Genomic DNA, 20,174 nt, shown 5'->3' with positions numbered 1-20,174 from the left:
GTTTGGAATACGGCCGATGGCAACGATCAGTTTGTCGAATACTTCGGTTTTGGCTTCGCCGGCAGCAGTTTCGTAAGCAACGGAAACGCCTTTGCCTTCAGATTTGATGTCGCCGATTTTCACGCCCAATTCAATGCTCAAGCCTTGCTCTTTGGTAAAGTATTTGAAGGCTTCTTTGGCGATTTGTTGGTCTGCGGCAGCCAGGAAGGTCGGCGCAGCTTCAAGAATGGTAACTTCTGCACCCACGCGGTTCCATACGGAACCCATTTCCAGGCCAATCACGCCGGAACCGATCACGCCGAGTTTGGCAGGTACTTCAGTCAGGTTCAATGCGCCTTCGTTGTCCAATATGTTCACGTTGTCGATAGCGACTTGCGGCAGCGGACGCGGTACGGAACCGGTCGCTACGATGACGTGTTTGGCTTCGATAACGGTTTTCTCGCCTTTGTTATTGACTTCGATTTGGTAAGCATCGCCATTTTTACCGGCAAAGGAAGCAGTACCGAACAGGCTGGTTACTTTATTTTTTTGGAACAGGAATTTCACGCCGCCGGTCAGTTTGGTCACGATGGCATCTTTGCGCTCAATCATTTTGGCCGCGTCGAATTTTACGTCGCCGACAGTGATACCGTGTTCGGCAAACTCATGTTGCGCGGCGTGGAAATGTTCGCTGGATTGCAACAGGGCTTTGGAAGGGATGCAACCTACGTTCAAGCAAGTGCCGCCCAATGCCGGGGCATTGCCTGCTTTGTTAACACCTGCGTCAACGCAAACGGTTTTGAAACCCAGTTGTGCGGCACGGATGGCGGCAACGTATCCGCCCGGACCTGCACCAATCACTACTACATCATATTGAGACATCGTGTCATCCTTTACTTTTGGCAGTATCTCAAAATAAAAACGATACTTTTGGTTTCTTTTTTATTTTGAATGACTGCGTTTTGATGGTTTCAAGAAAAGGCCGTCTGAAAGTCTATATCTGTCGATTCATTCGAATCAAATGTTTCAGACGGCCTCAATCGTTCGTTGAGCCTATTGTAGCACGATACTACATTACGCTACATCTAAATATAGTGGATTAAATTTAAATCAGGACAAGGCGACGAAGCCGCAGACAGTACAGATAGTACGGCAAGGCGAGGCAACGCCGTACTGGTTTAAATTTAATCCACTATAAAAATTCAGACGGCCTTTTCATTAACAAATAAAAGGCCGTCTGAAACGATTACAGATCCAATAACAGGCGAGCTGGGTCTTCCAACGCGTCTTTAATGGCTACCAAGGTCAATACAGCTTCGCGGCCGTCGATGATACGGTGGTCGTAAGACAGAGCCAGATACATCATTGGACGGACAACAACTTGACCGTTTTCAACCACAGCGCGCTCTTTAGTGGCGTGCATACCCAAAATCGCAGATTGAGGTGGGTTGATGATCGGGGTGGACATCATAGAACCGAAAGTACCGCCGTTGGTAATACTGAATGTACCGCCGGTCAGATCTTCGATAGCGATTTTGCCGTCTTTGGCTTTTTTCGCGTAATCAACAATTGCTTGTTCAATGTCGGCAATGCTCATTTGGTCGGCATCGCGCAGGATTGGCACAACCAAACCGCGTGGGCTGCCAATCGCGATACCGATGTCAAAGTAGCCGTGGTACACGATGTCTTTGCCGTCAACAGAAGCATTCACAACCGGATATTTTTTCAGGGCGGCAACAGCGGCTTTAACGAAGAAGGACATAAAGCCCAATTTCACGCCGTGTTCTTTCTCGAATTTTTCTTTGTACTTCGCACGCAAGTCCATGATCGGTTTCATGTTGACTTCGTTGAATGTAGTCAGAATGGCGTTTTCTTGTTGAGAAGCCAAGAGGCGTTCTGCAACACGGGCACGCAGGCGACTCATTGGTACGCGTTCTTCAGGACGTGCGCCGGCAGGAAGTGCAACGGCAGGAGCAGCGGCTGCAGCAGGTTTGGCAGCGGCATTTTGTACGTCTTCTTTTAATACGCGACCGTCACGGCCGGAACCTTGCAATGCGTTCACGTCAACACCGGTCTCGGCAGCCAGTTTGGCAGCGGCAGGCATCGCGGCGTTGTTTTGTGCAGCAGCAGGAGTGGCAGCTGGGGCTGCTTCGGCAGGAGCGGCTGCAGGTGCTTCAGCGGTGGCAGTAGCAGCGGTATCGATGCGTGCCAAAACTTGATCGGCAACAACGGTTTCACCGTCTTGCGCTACGATTTCAACCAATACGCCGGCTTGTGGAGAGGGTACTTCCAAAACCACTTTGTCCGTTTCGATATCGATCAGGATTTCATCACGGGCAACGGCTTCGCCAACTTTTTTCTTCCATTCCAAGAGCGTGCCTTCAGATACGCTTTCAGACAACATAGGTACTTTTACATCAATAATCATTTTGTGTCTCCAATGGCCCTTTCAGACGGCCTGTTGTGTGTTTTTAATTCTGCATATGGGCATTCCACCTGAGCAGACTCAGACGGAATGCTACTTGGTTTATAACGCTAAAGCGTCTTCAACCAATTGTTTCAATTGGGCAATGTGTTTGCTTGAGTAGCCCACTGCAGGCGATGCGCTGCTTGGACGACCGGCATAAGACAGTTTTTGCTCTTCGCTGATAACGTCTTCGATGCGGTGGCGGATTTGGTAGAACGCGCCTTGGTTTTTCGGCTCTTCTTGTGCCCAAACCACAGATTTTGCGTTCGGATATTTCGCCAGTTCAGCTTTAACTTCGTCGTATGGGAACGGATACAGCTGCTCAACGCGGACAATCGCAACATCATCTTCCAGTTTACGCTCGGTACGACCTGCTTCCAAGTCATAGTAAACCTGACCGGCACACAAGACTACGCGTTTCACGCTGTCGTTGCTTACGCGTTCGGCGGTATCACCGATAACCGGACGGAAAGTCGAACCTTCGGTGAAGTTTTCCAGCGGGCTCATTGCACCTTTGAAGCGCAACAGGCGTTTGGACATGAAAATCACCAGCGGTTTGCGGTATGAACCCAAGACTTGGCGTTGCAAGAGATGGAACATTTGCGACGCTTCAGACGGCATGATGACTTGCATATTGTTCTCAGAACACAGTTGCAACCAACGTTCTACGCGTGCAGAAGAGTGCTCAGGACCTTGACCGTCGTAACCGTGCGGCAGGATGGTGGTCAGACCGCACAAGCGACCCCACTTGGTTTCGCCTGAAGACAGGAATTGGTCAATAGTCACTTGCGCGCCGTTGGCGAAGTCACCGAATTGGGCTTCCCAAATGGTCAGCTTGTCAGGCGCGGAGCAGGCAAAGCCGTACTCGAACGCCATCACGGCCTCTTCGTTCAAAATGGAGTCGATAACCAGGAACTCGCCCATGCCTTCGCCCATATGGCGCAGAGGAACATAAGTACCGTCGTCCCATTTTTCTCGTTTTTGATCGTGCAGTACTGCATGACGGTGTGAGAATGTGCCGCGGCCGGAGTCCTCACCGGAGATACGCACGCCATGACCTTTGGTTACAAGGCTTGCGTATGCCAATGTTTCGGCCATACCCCAGTCGATGGCTTGTTTGCCGGATGCCATGGCTTTACGCGCTTCAATCACACGTTTCGCAGTCGGATGCAGGGCAAAGCCTTCCGGTACGGCGGTAAACTTCTCGGTAAGACGCTCAATATCCGCAGCAGGCAAACCGGTTTCGATGTGTTCGCGCCAATCTTTGCCTTGGTATTTGCTCCAGTCGATTTGCGTGCGTTGGAAGTTGCTCAACGTTGTTTGTTCAACATGTTCGCCTTTGTCCAAAGCATCACGGTAGGCTTGGATGTAAGCGTCAGCCTCTGCTTGAGTTACCACGCCTTCGGCAATCAGTTGTTCGGTGTACAAAGCACGCGCACCCGGGTGTTGCGATACTTTTTTGTACATCATCGGTTGGGTCAAGGTCGGATCATCGCCCTCGTTGTGGCCCCATTTACGGTAGCAGACAACGTCGATCACGATGTCTTTATGGAATTTTTTGCGGTAATCCAAAGCGGCTTGGATGGCAAAGCAAACGCGCTCAGGATCATCGCCGTTCACATGGATAACCGGAGCGGAAACCATTTTTGCGATATCGGTACAGTGTACGGTTGAACGAGTATCGCGGATATCGGAAGTGGTAAAGCCGATTTGGTTGTTGATCACGATGTGAACCGTACCGCCGGTGGTATAACCGCGCGTTTTAGACAGGTTGAATGTTGCTTGGTTGACACCCAGACCGATAAATGCGGAGTCACCGTGAATCAATACCGGCAAGACCTTATCGCGGCCGTTTTCGCCCAAACGTTTTTGTTTGGCGCGCGCAGAACCTTCCACTACCGGATTAACGATTTCCAAGTGGGACGGGTTAAATGCCAAAGAAACGTGCATCGGACCATGCGGAGTGGCGATGTCGGAGCTGAAGCCCATGTGGTATTTCACGTCGCCGCTAGGCAGTTTGATTTCGGCACGACCTTCAAACTCAGCGAACAAATCGCCGGGTTTTTTGCCCAAAATGTTCACCAAAACATTTAGACGGCCTCGGTGCGCCATACCGATGATGACTTCTTCCACGCCGTCCTTACCGGCGTTTTGAATCAGGTAGTTCAAACCGGCAATCGCGCTTTCGCCGCCTTCTACACCAAAGCGTTTTTGACCGACATATTTAGTATGCAGGTAGCGTTCCAGAGTTTCGGCAGCGGTCATCTCTTTCAAGATACGGCGTTTTTGTTCAACGTTGTAGCTTGGCGTAGACAGTACGCTTTCAAAATAATTGCGAACCCAGCGGCGCTCTTCGGTATTTGGGATGTAGATGTACTCCACCGCGATATGACCGCAGTAGGTTTGTTTGAGGTTGCTGATGATTTTGGAAAGAGGCAGTTTGCCCTGACCGGAAAAATCGCCCTCGCCCATATTGAATTGAATCGCCATATCGGCATCTGACAAACCGTGGAACTTAGGATCGAGAGCTTCGATATTTTGAGGTGGGATACGTTTGAGCGGATCAAGTTGGGCTGCACCCACGCCTTGTATACGATAGGCAGAAATCAGACGCAGAACGCTGACTTGCTTTTTCATCATTGCCTCATCCACACCACCCGCAACGGCTGCGGCAATTTTCTTTTTAGCCAAAGTGGCAAATGATTCACGAATCGGTGTGTGGGCAACATCGACAGCGACTACGCCCGGCTGTTTACTCAAATCGGTAAAGTACTGTTTCCATTTTTCATCAACAGATTCCGGATTATCCAGAAACTTCTCATACAACTCCTCGATGTATGGCGCATTAGAACCAAACAGATAAGAGAAATTGAGTTTTTCGTCCATCATGGCGTGAGCTCTTTTCTTTAAAATATAAACAAAGGGTAGAAGTCCGCGTCCTGACGGCGGAACTTATGCCGTCTGAAAAGACACTTCATTCTACCCTATTTCAAACCGGATTGCTTGCATTAGTTTCATCCGACTACAACAATGCTGAACCAACAAACAATCCGACTTTCCGATATTTCCTACTCAACAATATATTAATATAAACTACCTATCATTTACAGATACATAATCCCGACGCGCCGAGCCGGTGTAAAGCTGACGGGGACGACCGATTTTCAGCGAAGGATCGCTAATCATTTCATGCCAATGCGAAATCCAGCCGACGCTGCGTGACAGGGCGAAGATAACGGTAAACATTTCAGTCGGGATTCCCAAAGCGGACAGGACGATGCCCGAATAGAAGTCGACGTTTGGATACAGCTTGCGCTCCACAAAGAACGGGTCTTTCAGGGCAATTTGTTCCAATTCCATTGCCAGCTTGAATTTTGGGCTGTCTTCCAAACCCAATTCTTTCAGCACTTCGTAACAGGTTTCACGCATGATACTGGCGCGCGGATCCATGTTGCGGTACACGCGGTGTCCGAAGCCCATCAGACGGTATTTGCGTTGTTTCACGCCTTCCATATATTCGGCAACACGGGACACATCGCCGATTTCGTCCAGCATCTTCAACACAGCTTCGTTAGCACCGCCATGGGACGCACCCCACAGGCAGGCAATACCGGCAGCAATGCAGGCAAACGGGTTTGCACCCGAAGAACCTGCCAGACGGACGGTGGAAGTCGATGCATTTTGCTCATGGTCTGCATGGAGGATAAAGATGCGGTCGAGCGCGCGCGCCAAAACCGGGTTGGGTTTATAATCTTCACACGGTGTAGCAAACATCATGTGAAGGAAGTTTTCAGAGTAAGAGAGATTGTTTTTCGGATAATTGAACGGCAAACCGTTAGAATAGCGGTAACACATTGCCGCGATTGTCGGAATTTTGGAAATCAGACGGTAAATTGCGATTTTTCGGTGTTCGGGATTGGTAATGTCCAGACTGTCTTGATAGAACGCAGACAGTGCGCCGACCACGCCGACCATCATCGCCATCGGATGCGCGTCACGTCGAAAACCACGGAAGAACCAAGTCAGCTGTTCATGCACCATCGTGTGGCGGCTGACAGTGGTATCAAATTCTTTTTTCTGCTCAGCTGTAGGCAGTTCGCCGTAAATCAACAGATAGCAAACTTCCAAATAATCGGATTTTTTGGCCAGCTGCTCGATAGGATAACCACGGTAATACAACAGACCTTCATCACCATCAATATAAGTGATTTTGGATTCGCAACTTGCAGTTGACACGAATCCGGGGTCGAATGAAAACAGACCTGTATTTTTAGTCAACGTACGGATATCAACCACATCATGGCCGATACTTGCTTCCAATACCGGCAGCTCCAAAGCCTCTTGAGTTGAGGTAATAAGTTTGACAGATTTAGACATTCTTAAAACTCCTTTGTAAGTTGGGGCTTTCGTTGCCGCATAAGCGGCACGGTCTTTTTTCAGACGGCCTCCGTATGGAAAGGGCTTGTTCGGATCGGTATCGCAAACAAGCCCTATAATACATTATGCCTGTCTGATTTTTTCAAGCATCGGGATAAGGTGCCCTTTGTCCGTTTCCGAATGCCCGTTAATCAAGGCAAGCAATTCTTGGTCTTGAAATTCAAGGAGTTCGGAAAACTCGGACAGCTCTTTATCGCTCAAATGCTCGAATTCTTTTTCCATAAACCTGCCGAAGATTAAATCTAATTCCAACAATCCCCGGCGGGTTTGAAAACGGATTTTCCGTTTGGCAATATCGTCAAAAACCATCATTTCTTAAACGGCTCGTTTCAACATAATCTCTTTAATCTTACCGATGGCTCGGGTCGGATTCAAGTGTTTAGGACATACGTCTACGCAGTTCATAATGGTGTGGCAACGGAACAAACGGTATGGGTCGTTCAGATTATCCAAACGCTCATTAGTGATGGTATCACGGCTATCCGCAATGAAACGGTAAGCATTCAGCAAACCAGACGGACCAACAAATTTATCAGGATTCCACCAGAATGACGGGCAGGCAGTCGAACAGCAGGCGCACAAAATACATTCGTACAAACCGTCCAACTCTTTACGCTCTTCCTGAGTTTGCAAACGCTCTTTATCTGCATCAATCGGGTTATCGTTGACAACATAAGGTTTGATGGAGTGATACTGTTTGAAGAATTGGGTCATATCCACAATCAGGTCGCGGATAACAGGCAGACCTGGCAGGGGACGGATTTTAACCGGCTGTTTCAAGCCACGCAGATCGGTCAGACACGCCAAGCCGTTTTTGCCGTTGATATTCATACCGTCAGAACCGCAAATACCTTCGCGGCAGGAACGGCGGAAAGACAATGTATCGTCTTGCGCTTTCAGGCGCACCAAAGCATCCAAAAGTTTAACGTCGGTCGGCTCCAATTCCAACTCGTAACGCTGCATATAAGGCTTGGCATCAACGTCCGGGTTGTAACGGTAAATTTCAAAACTCATTTTTTCCATGAGAAGTGTTCCTTTCTCATCAACTGCCCAATGATTTTGTATTATGGATTCAAGCAGTTCAATGTGGGTATGGTTAGATTTCAGACGGCCTCTTAAGACAGATGCCGTCTGAAAATGCATCAATAAACGCGTTTGGCCGGTTTGATATATTCCACGCTCAAAGGCTTGGTATGTACCGGTTTATAAGACAAGGTATTGGTGTCTGAATGATACAGGGTATGTTTCATCCAGTTTTCGTCATCGCGCTCAGGATGGTCATCCGAAGCGTGCGCGCCGCGCGATTCTTTACGCGCTTCAGCGGACACCAAAGTCGCTTTCGCTACTTCAATCAGGTTATCCAATTCCAAAGCTTCGATACGCGCGGTATTCCATACTTTGCTCTTATCTTTGATTTCAGTACGTTTTACACGCTCAGCAATCGCCATAACCTGTTTCACACCCTCTGCCAAAATCGCATCGGTACGGAACACGCCGGCGTGCAGTTGGACGGAGCGTTGCAGCTCGCGACGCAGCGCATCAACGTTTTCGCCACCGGTTTGATTGTCCAAACGCTCGATACGTTGGCGGGTCAACTCACCGGCATTAGCAGGCAGAGGTTTCCAGTCGCTTTGCTCTTTGATGAATTTAATCATGCTGTCGCCGGCAGCTTTACCGAATACCACCAAGTCCAACAAGGAGTTGGTACCCAAGCGGTTCGCACCGTGTACAGAAGCACATGCGCACTCGCCCGCAGCATACAGACCTTTTACAGGTACTTCGTATTCGTCGCCTTGAGGAACAACAACTTCGCCATGGTAGTTGGTCGGAATACCGCCCATCATGTAGTGGGTAGTCGGCACGACAGGAATCGGGTCTTTAATTGGGTCGATACCGGCAAACTGAATGGAAATCTCGCGGATGCCCGGCAGTTTTTCCATAATTTTTTCTGCGCCGATATGGTCGATTTTCAGCAATACGTGGTCTTTGTTTTTACCACAGCCGCGGCCTTCGTAGATTTCCATTGCCATTGCACGGGAAACCACGTCACGGGAAGCCAAGTCTTTTACGGTTGGAGCGTAACGTTCCATAAAGCGTTCGCCATCGGCATTCAACAGAATGCCGCCCTCACCGCGCACACCCTCGGTAATCAATACACCGGCACCGGCCACACCAGTCGGGTGGAATTGCCAAAATTCCATATCTTCCAACGGAATGCCTGCACGGGCGCAAATGCCCAAACCGTCGCCGGTATTCATATAGGCATTGGTAGAAGACGCATAAATACGGCCGCCACCACCGGTAGCAAACATCACAGCTTTAGCGTGGAAAATATAAACTTCGCCGGTTTCCATTTCCATAGCGGTTACACCGACTACGTCGCCGTTTTCATCACGAATCAAATCTTGTGCTGTCCATTCCACAAAGAATTGTGTATTGGCACGGACGTTTTGTTGGTACAAAGTATGCAACATCGCATGACCGGTACGGTCTGCAACCGCACATGCACGTTCTACCGCGCGTTTACCGTGTTCGGCAGTATGGCCGCCAAAAGGTCGTTGGTAGATTTTACCGCTTTCCACACGGTCAAAAGGCATACCCATGTGTTCCAACTCAATTACGGCTTCAGGCGCGGCGCGACACATAAACTCAATCGCATCTTGGTCGCCCAACCAGTCGGAACCTTTCACGGTATCGTACATATGCCAATCCCAACGGTCTTCCTGCACATTACCCAATGAAGCAGAAATACCGCCTTGAGCCGCTACAGTATGCGAACGGGTTGGGAATACTTTAGACAAAACAGCACAATTCAGACCGGATTTAGACAATTGGAGGGCTGCGCGTAAACCTGCACCACCACCGCCAACAATCACGGCATCAAACTTGCGAACAGGAAAACCCATATTTACCCCCAGATTACTTTAACTGAATATACCAAGCAGCCGACCAACCAAACGATGGTGGCAACTTGTAAAAACAAACGCACGCCGAAAGGCTTAATGTAGTCCATCCACAAATCGCGGATACCTACCCATGCATGCAGGAATACGGCCAAAAAGCTCACTTGGGTAAACACTTTCACCCAAGATTGATTGAAAAACGCCTGCCATGCCGAATATTCTTTAGGCAACGTGAACAGAACAACCAATAGAACTACGGTGTATATCAACATGATGACCGCAGTTGCACGCTGCATTGCCCAATCGCGCAAACCATAATGCGCGCCTGTCAATTTACGTTCTACCATAATAAAGCTCCCAAAACGACAGTCAAAACCAATGCAGAAGCAAATACGGCTTTAGCGGTATTACGTGCAGTATTTAGCTCCAAGCCTTTATGCGCATCCAAAAACAGAAAACGGATACCGGCAAAGAAATGGTGCAAATACGCCCACAGCACACCGAGTAAGATTAATTTGACCAAGGGATGGGAAATAATAGAACGGTAAGTCTCAAATGCAGATTCTTGGCTTAAGGTACCTGACAGGAAATAAAGTAGGAAGGGCAGCATGATAAACAACCCGACACCACTGATACGATGAAGAATGGAAACTATCCCGGGTATCGGCAGACGGATTTTCGGTAAATCCAGATAAACAGGACGTGATTTGACAGACATAGTCAATTCCTCTGTAGTTATGATATCAACTCAAAAACCGTAAACCCAGTGCTACACTGGGTTACATAAACGTTAATTTACCTGTTTTATCTCATTTTGAACAGCGTATTTTAAAAACAAACTGATAGATTTTGACAAACACGCGTGAAAACAGCAGATTAAAAAAACGGATTTCTGATACACCCCCTTTCCTTGCCTGAAATATCAACATCGTTTCAATTACGGAAAGATAAAATGCCGTCTGAGCAATTTCAGACGGCATCCTTCATGTATCAATCAAATTTTTAATTTAGCATCGGCATCACGCAACGCAGTACGCAGACCTTCCTCGATAACAGGATGGTAGAACGGCATATCCAGCATTTGCGGAACGGTCATCTTCATTTGATGCGCCCATGCCAACAAATGTGCCAAATGTTCGGCGGCAGGGCCTACGATTTCCGCACCGATGAAGCGGCCGGTTGCTTTTTCGGCATACAGGCGCATATGGCCTTTGTTTACCAGCATCACGCGGCTGCGACCTTGGTTTTTAAACGATACTTCGCCGATGACAAATTCGTCTGACTGGTATTGCGCGGTAACCTGCGCGTATTTCAAACCGACAAAGCCAATTTGCGGACTGGTGAACACCACGCCGATGGTGCTGCGGCGCAAACCGCCGCCGATATTCGGGTAGCGGCCCGCATTGTCGCCGGCAATCTTGCCTTGGTCGGCAGCTTCGTGCAGCAGGGGCAGTTGATTGGACGCGTCGCCCGCGATGAAGATATGCGGAATACTGGTCTGCATGGTCAGCGGATCGGCAACGGGTACGCCGCGCGCATCTTTTTCGATATTGATATTTTCCAAACCGATATTGTCAACGTTCGGACGGCGGCCTACGGCTGCCAGCATATATTCGGCAACAAATACGCCTTTTTCGCCATCCTGCTCCCAATGGACTTCTACATTGCCGTCTGCATCGAGTTTGACCTCGGTTTTAGCATCCAAATGCAGTTTCAATTCTTCGCCGAACACGGCTTTCGCCTCGTCTGAAACGATGGGGTCGGAAATGCCGCCGATGATGCCGCCCAAGCCGAAAATCTCAACTTTCACGCCCAAACGGTGCAATGCCTGACCCAGTTCCAAACCGATAACACCCGGTCCGAACACGGCAACGCTCTTAGGCAGCGTATCCCATGAGAAAACGTCGTCATTGATAATCAAACGGTCGCCCAAAGACTGCCACTGCGGCAGGATAACGGGACGCGAGCCGGTAGCAATCACGAAACTTTTTGCCGTGATTTGGGTATGGTCGTCGATTTGGACGGTATGCTCGTCGATAAATTTAGCCGAACCCATGATGCGTTTGTCGGCAGGCCATTCTTCCACATCGGCAACGACAAAGCCGACAAAACGATCGCGCTCGGATTTAACGCGCTGCATCACTTCTTCGCCGTTGACGACGATACTGTCTTTATCCAAATGCACACCGAACGGGTCGGTATGCAATGCGTGATGACGCGCCTCTGCGGCGGCAATCAAGAGTTTGGAAGGCATACAGCCCACGCGCGCGCAGGTCGTGCCGAACACATTGTTTTCAATCAGGTAAACATTATCCGAATGTAAACGGGCATTGCGAAACGCGCCCATACCGGCAGTACCGCCGCCGATTACGACGACATCTGCTTGAATTTTTTTCATAATCTTTGTCCTTCCGTTTTCGTCTGAAACACTGCCGACACGGAATATATCGGCTTCAGACGGCATTTAAATATTTTCCCAATCAAAAACATTATTCAGATAAATAAAAACAAAATTTCGATTGAGTGCAACAATATCCAAATCCTCTTATAAATATAGAGTTATTCGGAGCGGTAGTGTAGAACCGCCCGAATAACTCTATCCGGTATATCAGACAGTTTAATCAAACTGCCTTAAGCAAACAGCTATCAGTTTTTAGCCAAGTAAGCTTCCAAATCTTCGCTGCCGCCGATGTATTTACCGCCGATGAAGACTTGAGGAGCAGTCATCTTGCCGGTAATGGCGCGAACGGAAGTAACGGTTGCATCTTTGCCCAATACGATTTCTTCGTAAGACAAACCTTTGTCTTGCAAAGCTTGTTTGGCTTTAGCGCAGAATTGGCAACCTGGTTTAGTGAAAATTGCCACAGACTCTTGAGCTTTCCAATCAGGAGCAACGAATTTCAGCATAGTATCTGCATCGGATACTTTGAACGGATCGCCTGGTTCTTCCGGCTCGATGAACATTTTTTCAACCACGCCGTCGTTAACCAACATGGAGTAACGCCAAGAGCGTTTGCCGAAGCCCAAGTCTTCTTTACCGACCAGCATGCCCATGCCTTCGGTAAATTCGCCGTTGCCATCGGGAATCATGTAGATGTTGTCAGATTCTTCTTCGGCAGCCCAAGCGTTCATCACGAAAGTATCGTTTACAGATACGCAGTAGATTGCGTCAACGCCGTTTTCTTTGAACGCGCCGAACAATTCGTTGTAACGTGGCAGGTGGGAAGAAGAACAAGTCGGAGTAAATGCGCCGGGCAGAGAGAATACGACTACTTTTTTACCTTTGAACAAATCATCGGTAGACACATCTTTCCAAGTGTCGCCGACGCGGGTGCGGAATACTACGGAAGGTACTTTTTGACCGGTACGATCTTGCAAAGCCATTTTGAGCTCCTTAATAGATAGGTTTAAGAAATGATTGTGAATCGCTGGGCATTCTACCCCGAATAAGTCGATTTGTATAATTTATAGTTCAAATAATATTAATTATTCAAAACTATTAATCACCAACCTCGACCAACTTTTACAGTATATAAAGCCATGCCTAAAAAAAACAAGTCTTATTTGAGAAAAATTCTTAGAAACTCCCCTACGCTCATTTGAAAACAGAAATGCCGTCTGAAAAGTATTCAGACGGCATCCGATCACGTTATCCCTGCTTATTTAGCCAGTTCGGCACGCAGTTTGTGGGTTACGTTCATCATCACTTCGAGTTGTTCCAGAGTTTCTTTCCAACCGCGTGTTTTCAGGCCGCAGTCTGGGTTAACCCACAGACGTTCAACCGGTACAACCTCGATGGCTTTGCGCAACAGGTGCTCAACTTCAGCTTCAGTCGGTACGCGCGGGCTGTGGATGTCGTAAACGCCCGGGCCGATGTCGTTCGGGTATTTGAATTCGCCGAACGCGGTCAAGAGTTCCATGTCGGAACGTGAAGTTTCGATGGTGATGACGTCCGCATCCATTGCAGCAATCGCAGGCAGGATGTCGTTGAACTCAGAGTAGCACATATGGGTGTGGATTTGTGTGCTGTCTTCGCAACCAGTAGAGGACAGGCGGAAAGATTCGCCGGCCCAGTTCAGGTAGGCATCCCAATCGGCACGTTTCAAAGGCAGACCTTCGCGGATGGCAGGTTCGTCGATTTGGATGACTTTAATGCCGGCTTTTTCCAGATCCAATACTTCGTCGTTCAGAGCCAGTGCGATTTGTTTACACACGGTAGAGCGAGGAATATCGTTGCGGACGAAAGACCATTGCAAAATGGTTACAGGGCCGGTCAACATACCTTTCATTGGGCGTTTGGTCAGGCTTTGTGCGTAAGTAGACCAAGCCACGGTCATGGCTTCAGGACGGCTTACGTCACCGAAGATAATCGGTGGTTTAACGCAGCGAGAACCGTAGCTTTGTACCCAGCCATATTGGGTGAATGCAAAACCGCTCAACAATTCGCCGAAGTATTCAACCATGTCGTTACGCTCGGCTTCGCCGTGTACCAGTACGTCCAAGTCCAGTTTTTCTTGCTCTTCAACCACCAAGGCGATTTCTTTTTTCATCGCGGCTTCGTAATCGGCGGCAGACAGTTCGCCTTTTTTGAAGGCTGCGCGTGCTTGGCGGATTTCGGTAGTTTGCGGGAAAGAACCGATGTTGGTCGTCGGCAGCAGAGGCAGGTTCAACCATGCTTGTTGCGCTTTGATACGGTCGGCAAATGGGGATTTGCGTTGGTCTGCGTTGGCAGGCAAATCGGCCAGGCGTTTGGCAACGTCTGCACGATGGATTTCGCTGCTGTTGGCACGGGAGTCGGCAGCAGCTTGGCTGGCAGCCAGTTCTTCGGCAACAGAATCACGGCCTTCGTTCAATGCGGCTTTCAGGACGCGCAATTCTTGGGTTTTTTGCAGGGTGAATGCCAACCAAGAGTACAGGTCGGGTTTGTTGGCTTTCAGTTTTTCTTCAACTGACAAGTCAAACGGAGTGTGCAACAGCGAGCAAGAGCTGGAAATCCACAAACGCTCGCCCAGTTTGGCTTGCAGAGGCTCAACAGTTTCCAAAACTTTGTTCAGGTTGGCGCGCCAAATGTTGCGGCCATCAATCACGCCGGCAGACAGAACTTTGTCGTAGTCGGCGAACGCGTCCAGTTGTTCAGGAGCGCGTACCAAGTCGATGTGCAGACCGTCAACAGGCAGGGATTTCAACAATGCGGCGTGTTCGGCAACAGAACCGAAGTAAGTGCTCAACAGGATTTTGGCGTTGACTTTGCTCAAAGTAGCGTAAACGTCTTTGTATGCTTCTACCCATTCTTTAGGCAGATCGACAGTCAAAGCAGGCTCGTCGATTTGAATCCATTCGGCACCGGCTTCAACCAAAGCAGTCAGGATTTCAACGTAAACAGGCAACAGTTTAGGCAACAGGCTCAGGCGGTCGAATTCGACTGCGCCTTTTTCTTTACCGACCCACAGGAAAGTCAACGGACCCACAACGGTCGGTTTGGCTTTCAGGCCCAAAGCTTGGGCTTCTTGCAGCTGTTGAACGTAGTGTTTGGCGTTGGCTTTGAATTCGGTATCGGCGTGGAATTCAGGCACCAAGTAGTGGTAGTTGGTGTCGAACCATTTGGTCATTTCGATGGCGAATTGGTCTTTGTTACCACGGGCCAGTTGGAAGAATTGTTCCAAAGACAGGTTTTGGCTGTCGAAGCCGAAGCGAGCAGGGATGGCACCAGTGGCAACTTGCAGGTCAAGGATGTGATCGTAGAAAGTGAAATCGCCTACAGCAACGTAATCAGCGTTGGCAGCAGCTTGGTGTTTCCAGTTTTTCTCGCGCAAGTCTTTAGCAACAGCCAGCAATTCTTGCTCGCTGATTTCTTTGCGCCAGTATTTTTCTTGTGCGAATTTCAATTCGCGGAAGGCGCCGACACGCGGGAAGCCTGAGAAATGTAATGTTGTCATGTTGAACTCTCCAGTTAGATTTTGTAAGGACCGGTTCAATCCGAATCGGCCGGTATTGTAAATCAGAATGGCTAGGATGGGGCGGCGTTTTGCTTTTCAGACGGCCTCGGATGCCGTCTGAAGCCGTTTTCAGCTTTAAGGGCGCACGCCCAAAATATGGCAGATGGCGTAAGTCAGCTCGCTGCGGTTAAGCGTGTAGAAGTGGAAATCTTTCACGCCTTCGCGGGACAGGACTTTGACCATATCGATGGCGATACTGGCGGCGACGAGGTTGCGCGTGCCTTGGTCGTCGTCCAAACCTTCATACATTTGCGACAGCCAGCTTGGGATTTTGACGTTGGTTACTTGCGCCATTTTGCCGAGCTGCTTGAAGTTGGTAACAGGCAAAATACCAGGGACGATTTCCACATCGATACCCAACATCACGCAGCGGTCGCGGAAGCGCAGGTAGCGTTCCACATCAAAGAAAAATTGGGTGATGACGTGGTTCGCGCCCGCATCGATTTTGCGCTTCAAATTAATCAGGTCGGCTTGTGCGGATTTGGCTTCGGGATGTACTTCGGGGTATGCTGCTACAGAGATGTCGAAGTCAGCAACGGAGCGTAATAGCTTAACCAAATCTTCAGCATAAAACGGTTTTTTCTCGTAACCGGGCGGCTCGTCGCCGCGCAGGGCGACAATGCGGCGGATGCCGCTGTCCCAATAGTCTTTGGCGATTTGGCGCAATTCGTCGGGGGATGCGTCGATGCCGGTCAGGTGCGGGGCTGCTTCCAAGCCGGTTTCCTGTTTGATGCGTTTGACGATGCCGTGCGTGCGGTCGCGTTCGCCGGAGTTGGCGCCGTAGGTTACGGATACGAACTTGGGATGCAGGGTTTGCAGACGGTGGATGGAATCCCACAGCATCGTTTCCATTTGCTCGTTTTTCGGTGGAAAAAATTCAAACGAAACGTTGATGTCGCCTTTCAAATCGGAAAGGCTGTTATTTAACGCATTGATTTCTTTTGCGTAATTCATGGCTGCGTACCTTTTATTATCTTTTATATGATATTTCAGGCAACATAATAAAATTGCACCGAATATGAGTCAATTTCAAAATTTTCAGGTTTATCATGAAAATTTCTAATATATTACAAAACAGTTAAATTTCCTTGTACAACCCTTCTAAATTATGCTAGAGTTTGTTATGTTATAACACTTCAAGCAAGGCAATATATGAAACCGAATATTCATCCTGACAATTACCGGACCGTTCTTTTTTTCGACAGCAGCGCCAATGAAGGCTGGCTGATTCGTTCTTGCGCCGAAACACACGGAAAAACGATGGTTTGGACAGACGGCAAAGAATATCCGCTGTTTTCGCTGGATACTTCTTCCGCATCCCATCCCGTCTATACCGGCAAGCAGCGCAACGTCAACACCGAAGGCCGTGCCAGCAAATTCAACCAACGTTTCCAATCCGTCATGTCTTCGTTTAGAAAGGACAAATAATGCAGGTTCTGTCTTCACTCAAAACCGCCAAACAACGCCACCGCGACTGTCAGATTGTCAGACGTAAAGGCAAAGTTTACGTCATCTGCAAAAGCAATCCGCGTTTTAAAGCCCGCCAACGCTGACCCCTACCCTTCCTGCTTCGGTTGTATAGTGGATTAACAAAAATCAGGACAAGGCGACGAAACCGCAGACAGTACAAATAGTACGGAACCGATTCACTTGGTGCTTCAGCACCTTAGAGAATCGTTCTCTTTGAGCTAAGGCGAGGCAACGCCGTACTGGTTTAAATTTAATCCACTATAAAGCACCTCCTACCGCAAGCCCTTTTCATCAAATATGCCGTCTGAAACATGAAAATAGCGTTTCAGACGGCATATTTTCCGTCAATACGAATCCGGAATATGTTTGAAATACAGCATGACCAAATACCAAAACAGCGTCGCGGCAGCTGCGCCAAGCAGTACCCATGCGCTAATTTTGGCGACTTCGCGCAGGGCGCGTTTCTGCCTGCGGCTGAAAAGGCGGTTGATAATCAGCGCGGCAAGTGCGAAAAAGAAAAAAATACGGAAAAGTCTGCCTATCATATAGGGAAGCGGTGGAGGTCGTCTGAAAAAGTATGGATCGGTTGCGGCGGCATGGGGACGGATGTTTCAGCGCGTCGGGCTGCTTGTCCGACCGTGTCAAAAAGTCATGCCGTTTGCTATATAATAACGCTTTTCGCCGCATTTGTTGGAACAGGATATGAGTCAAAATGCCTCGGTGGGCATTGTAACGCCCCAAAAAATTCCGTTTGAGATACCGCTGGTTTTGGAAAACGGTAAAACTTTGCCGCGTTTCGATCTGATGATTGAAACCTACGGCGAGCTGAATGCCGAAAAAAACAATGCGGTTTTAATCTGCCACGCGCTGTCGGGCAACCATCATGTTGCGGGCAGGCATTCGGCGGAGGATAAATATACGGGCTGGTGGGACAATATGGTTGGACCCGGCAAACCGATTGATACGGAACGTTTTTTCGTGGTCGGTTTGAACAATCTGGGCGGCTGCGACGGCAGCAGCGGGCCTTTGTCGATTAATCCTGAAACGGGTAGAGAATACGGCGCGGATTTTCCGGTGGTTACGGTGAAGGACTGGGTAAAATCACAAGCCGCGCTTGCCGATTATCTCGGCATCGAACAATGGGCGGCGGTTGTCGGCGGCAGCTTGGGCGGCATGCAGGCTTTGCAGTGGACGATTTCCTATCCCGAACGCGTGCGCCACGCCTTGGTGATTGCCTCCGCGCCGAAATTGTCTACGCAAAATATCGCGTTCAACGATGTGGCGCGGCAGGCGATTTTGACCGACCCCGATTTCAATGAAGGACATTACCGCAGCCACAATACCGTTCCCGCACGCGGTTTGCGGATTGCCCGTATGATGGGACACATTACGTATCTTGCCGAAGACGGTTTGGGCAAAAAATTCGGACGCGATTTGCGTTCCAACGGCTATCAATACGGCTATGGCGTTGAATTTGAAGTAGAATCCTATCTTCGCTATCAGGGCGACAAATTCGTCGGGCGGTTTGATGCCAACACCTATTTGCTGATGACCAAGGCTTTGGACTATTTCGATCCGGCGGCGGATTTCGGCAACAGCCTGACCCGCGCCGTGCAGGATGTGCAGGCAAAATTCTTTGTCGCCAGCTTCAGCACCGACTGGCGTTTCGCGCCCGAACGTTCGCACGAACTGGTCAAGGCACTGATTGCCGCCCAAAAATTCGTGCAGTATATCGAAGTAAAATCCTCACACGGGCACGATGCCTTTTTAATGGAAGACGAAGCCTATATGCGCGCGGTCGCCGCCTATATGAACAACGTTTATAAGGAATGTCAGCAATGAACCTGCGCGATGATTTGCAACTGATTTACGACCGTATACCCGAAGGCAGCCGCGTCTTGGATTTGGGCTGCGGCGACGGAGAATTGCTTGCCGCCTTGGTCGAACACAAAAAATGCAGCGGCTACGGCATCGAAATCGACACCGACAGCGTGATTGCCGCGATGTCGCGCGGCGTAAATGTTATCCAAGCCGATTTGGAAGAAGGTTTAACCGCATTCAACGATCAAAGTTTTGATGTGATTGTTTTGAGCCAAACCATCCAAGCGATGCAGAATACCGAAAAAATCCTGCGCTGCCTGATGCGCGTGGCAAAACAGGCAATCGTCAGCTTCCCAAATTTCGGCTACTGGCGCAACCGCGTCCAAATCGCACTCGGCGGACATATGCCGGTTTCCGAACGTATGCCCTACCATTGGTACGACACACCGAACATCCATTGGTGTACGCTCAAAGACTTTGATCTATTGTGCGCCAAAAACAACATCCGCGTCCTCGAACGTGCCGTGATGACGGGCAACAGACAGGTCAAACATTTCCCCAACCTTTTGGGCAGCCTTGCGTTTTACCGCGTCGGCTAAGATAGGCTGAGAACCTTGTTGGTATAGTGGATTAACAAAAACCAGTACGGCGTTGCCTCGCCTTAGCTCAAAGAGAACGATTCTCTAAGGTGCTGAAGCACCAAGTGAATCGGTTCCGTACTATTTGTACTGTCTGCGGCTTCGTCGCCTTGTCCTGATTTTTGTTAATCCACTATAATAACGAGGTTCTTCCGTTGTACTAACAAGAAGCCGTCTGAAAAATGAAACGGCAGGTTTTCAGACGGCTTTTTTAATATTGGAAACAATATGGATAAGGGTGTAAAAAAATACGGAAAAATCTATGAAATCTCGCTCCCAAATGGGAAATTTGCTTACATATGTAGGGTGAGGCAATACGAGTTTGGTATTTTTGATTATCTCTCGGAAAAGACAGCCAATATGGATGAGCTTCTTTCTGTTGGGTTTAAGACTTATAAATCCTGTATAGAAACAGCCATAAGAAAGAAGATTTGGAAACTGATAGGGCAAGTTGATTTAGAGA

18 protein-coding genes and 2 pseudogenes are annotated in these 20,174 nt (G+C 49.0%); 6 read left to right on the top strand and 14 right to left on the bottom strand.

The window, feature by feature from the left end:
• On the bottom strand, positions 1-861 hold an 861-nt coding region (locus tag ACRPFF_RS09435), incomplete at its 3' end, for an FAD-dependent oxidoreductase (protein WP_432674498.1).
• Between the two features lie 205 nt (positions 862-1,066).
• On the opposite strand from ACRPFF_RS09435, the pseudogene ACRPFF_RS09430 reads away from it, so the two are divergent.
• Positions 1,067-1,174: pseudogene (locus tag ACRPFF_RS09430) on the top strand (IS5/IS1182 family transposase); the annotation flags it as partial.
• 51 nt (positions 1,175-1,225) lie between these two features.
• Here ACRPFF_RS09430 and odhB read toward each other — a convergent pair.
• The 12 genes from odhB to metF all read right to left on the bottom strand — a co-directional run bounded on the left by odhB (position 1,226) and on the right by metF (position 16,736).
• Positions 1,226-2,407, bottom strand: a complete 1,182-nt coding sequence (odhB, locus tag ACRPFF_RS09425; protein WP_432674497.1) for a 2-oxoglutarate dehydrogenase complex dihydrolipoyllysine-residue succinyltransferase — start codon at positions 2,405-2,407, stop codon at positions 1,226-1,228.
• A gap of 99 nt (positions 2,408-2,506) precedes the next feature.
• A complete protein-coding gene (locus ACRPFF_RS09420) occupies positions 2,507-5,335 on the bottom strand; it encodes a 2-oxoglutarate dehydrogenase E1 component (protein ID WP_432674496.1) in 2,829 nt (942 codons plus the stop codon).
• 204 nt (positions 5,336-5,539) lie between these two features.
• Entirely contained in the window at positions 5,540-6,823 is a 1,284-nt protein-coding gene (gene gltA / locus ACRPFF_RS09415) for a citrate synthase (protein ID WP_308031428.1), read from the bottom strand.
• A gap of 123 nt (positions 6,824-6,946) precedes the next feature.
• Positions 6,947-7,195 (bottom strand): succinate dehydrogenase assembly factor 2, encoded by a 249-nt coding sequence (locus ACRPFF_RS09410; protein WP_432674495.1) that lies wholly within the window; start codon positions 7,193-7,195, stop codon positions 6,947-6,949.
• 3 nt (positions 7,196-7,198) lie between these two features.
• Entirely contained in the window at positions 7,199-7,906 is a 708-nt protein-coding gene (locus tag ACRPFF_RS09405; RefSeq protein ID WP_002241462.1) for a succinate dehydrogenase iron-sulfur subunit, read from the bottom strand.
• Positions 7,907-8,025: 119 nt separating this feature from the next.
• Positions 8,026-9,789, bottom strand: coding sequence for a succinate dehydrogenase flavoprotein subunit (sdhA, locus tag ACRPFF_RS09400; RefSeq protein ID WP_250314033.1), 1,764 nt, complete (start codon positions 9,787-9,789; stop codon positions 8,026-8,028).
• Positions 9,790-9,791: 2 nt separating this feature from the next.
• Complete coding sequence (gene sdhD, locus ACRPFF_RS09395) at positions 9,792-10,133, bottom strand: succinate dehydrogenase, hydrophobic membrane anchor protein (protein WP_432674494.1); 342 nt, start codon at positions 10,131-10,133, stop codon at positions 9,792-9,794.
• Entirely contained in the window at positions 10,127-10,504 is a 378-nt protein-coding gene (gene sdhC / locus ACRPFF_RS09390; protein WP_003675077.1) for a succinate dehydrogenase, cytochrome b556 subunit, read from the bottom strand. Before sdhC ends, sdhD begins: the two co-directional genes overlap by 7 nt.
• Positions 10,505-10,780: 276 nt before the next feature.
• A complete protein-coding gene (locus ACRPFF_RS09385) occupies positions 10,781-12,184 on the bottom strand; it encodes a dihydrolipoyl dehydrogenase (RefSeq protein ID WP_411712185.1) in 1,404 nt (467 codons plus the stop codon).
• A 248-nt stretch (positions 12,185-12,432) separates the two neighbouring features.
• Positions 12,433-13,170: a redoxin family protein gene (locus tag ACRPFF_RS09380; RefSeq protein ID WP_002221128.1), complete on the bottom strand. Its 738-nt coding sequence runs from the start codon at positions 13,168-13,170 to the stop codon at positions 12,433-12,435.
• A 275-nt stretch (positions 13,171-13,445) separates the two neighbouring features.
• Positions 13,446-15,722, bottom strand: coding sequence for a 5-methyltetrahydropteroyltriglutamate--homocysteine S-methyltransferase (metE, locus tag ACRPFF_RS09375; RefSeq protein ID WP_432674493.1), 2,277 nt, complete (start codon positions 15,720-15,722; stop codon positions 13,446-13,448).
• A 135-nt stretch (positions 15,723-15,857) separates the two neighbouring features.
• The gene (metF, locus tag ACRPFF_RS09370; RefSeq protein ID WP_002217399.1) at positions 15,858-16,736 is read right to left on the bottom strand and encodes a methylenetetrahydrofolate reductase; all 879 of its coding nucleotides are present in this window, start codon (positions 16,734-16,736) and stop codon (positions 15,858-15,860) included.
• 198 nt (positions 16,737-16,934) lie between these two features.
• Here metF and ACRPFF_RS09365 point away from each other — a divergent pair, with 198 nt between their 5' ends.
• Together ACRPFF_RS09365 and ykgO are read left to right on the top strand one after the other, a co-directional pair.
• Positions 16,935-17,210 carry a type B 50S ribosomal protein L31 gene (locus tag ACRPFF_RS09365; RefSeq protein WP_002217400.1) on the top strand — a complete coding sequence of 92 codons (276 nt, stop codon included), beginning with the start codon at positions 16,935-16,937 and terminating at the stop codon, positions 17,208-17,210.
• On the top strand, positions 17,210-17,335 hold the full coding sequence (gene ykgO / locus ACRPFF_RS09360) for a type B 50S ribosomal protein L36 (RefSeq protein WP_002222621.1): 126 nt from the start codon (positions 17,210-17,212) through the stop codon (positions 17,333-17,335). Before ACRPFF_RS09365 ends, ykgO begins: the two co-directional genes overlap by 1 nt.
• A 261-nt stretch (positions 17,336-17,596) precedes the next feature.
• Here the strand turns inward: ykgO and ACRPFF_RS09355 are convergent, their stop codons facing one another.
• Positions 17,597-17,797, bottom strand: a complete 201-nt coding sequence (locus ACRPFF_RS09355) for a protein MIGRI (protein WP_199904170.1) — start codon at positions 17,795-17,797, stop codon at positions 17,597-17,599.
• 157 nt (positions 17,798-17,954) lie between these two features.
• Between ACRPFF_RS09355 and metX the strand changes: the two genes are divergently transcribed.
• From metX to ACRPFF_RS09340, 3 genes and pseudogenes are all read left to right on the top strand, one after another.
• Positions 17,955-19,094, top strand: a complete 1,140-nt coding sequence (gene metX / locus ACRPFF_RS09350; RefSeq protein ID WP_411712157.1) for a homoserine O-succinyltransferase MetX — start codon at positions 17,955-17,957, stop codon at positions 19,092-19,094.
• The gene (gene metW, locus ACRPFF_RS09345; protein ID WP_002219404.1) at positions 19,091-19,672 is read left to right on the top strand and encodes a methionine biosynthesis protein MetW; all 582 of its coding nucleotides are present in this window, start codon (positions 19,091-19,093) and stop codon (positions 19,670-19,672) included. Before metX ends, metW begins: the two co-directional genes overlap by 4 nt.
• 267 nt (positions 19,673-19,939) lie before the next feature.
• Positions 19,940-20,174: pseudogene (locus ACRPFF_RS09340) on the top strand (Imm26 family immunity protein); the annotation flags it as partial.

The organism is Neisseria sp. SLRRB23 (assembly GCF_050896295.1).
In the GTDB taxonomy this organism is placed as follows: Bacteria; Pseudomonadota; Gammaproteobacteria; order Burkholderiales; family Neisseriaceae; genus Neisseria.
Note: the sequence above shows the minus strand (reverse complement) of the source record. Positions and strands in the feature narration are given on the sequence as shown.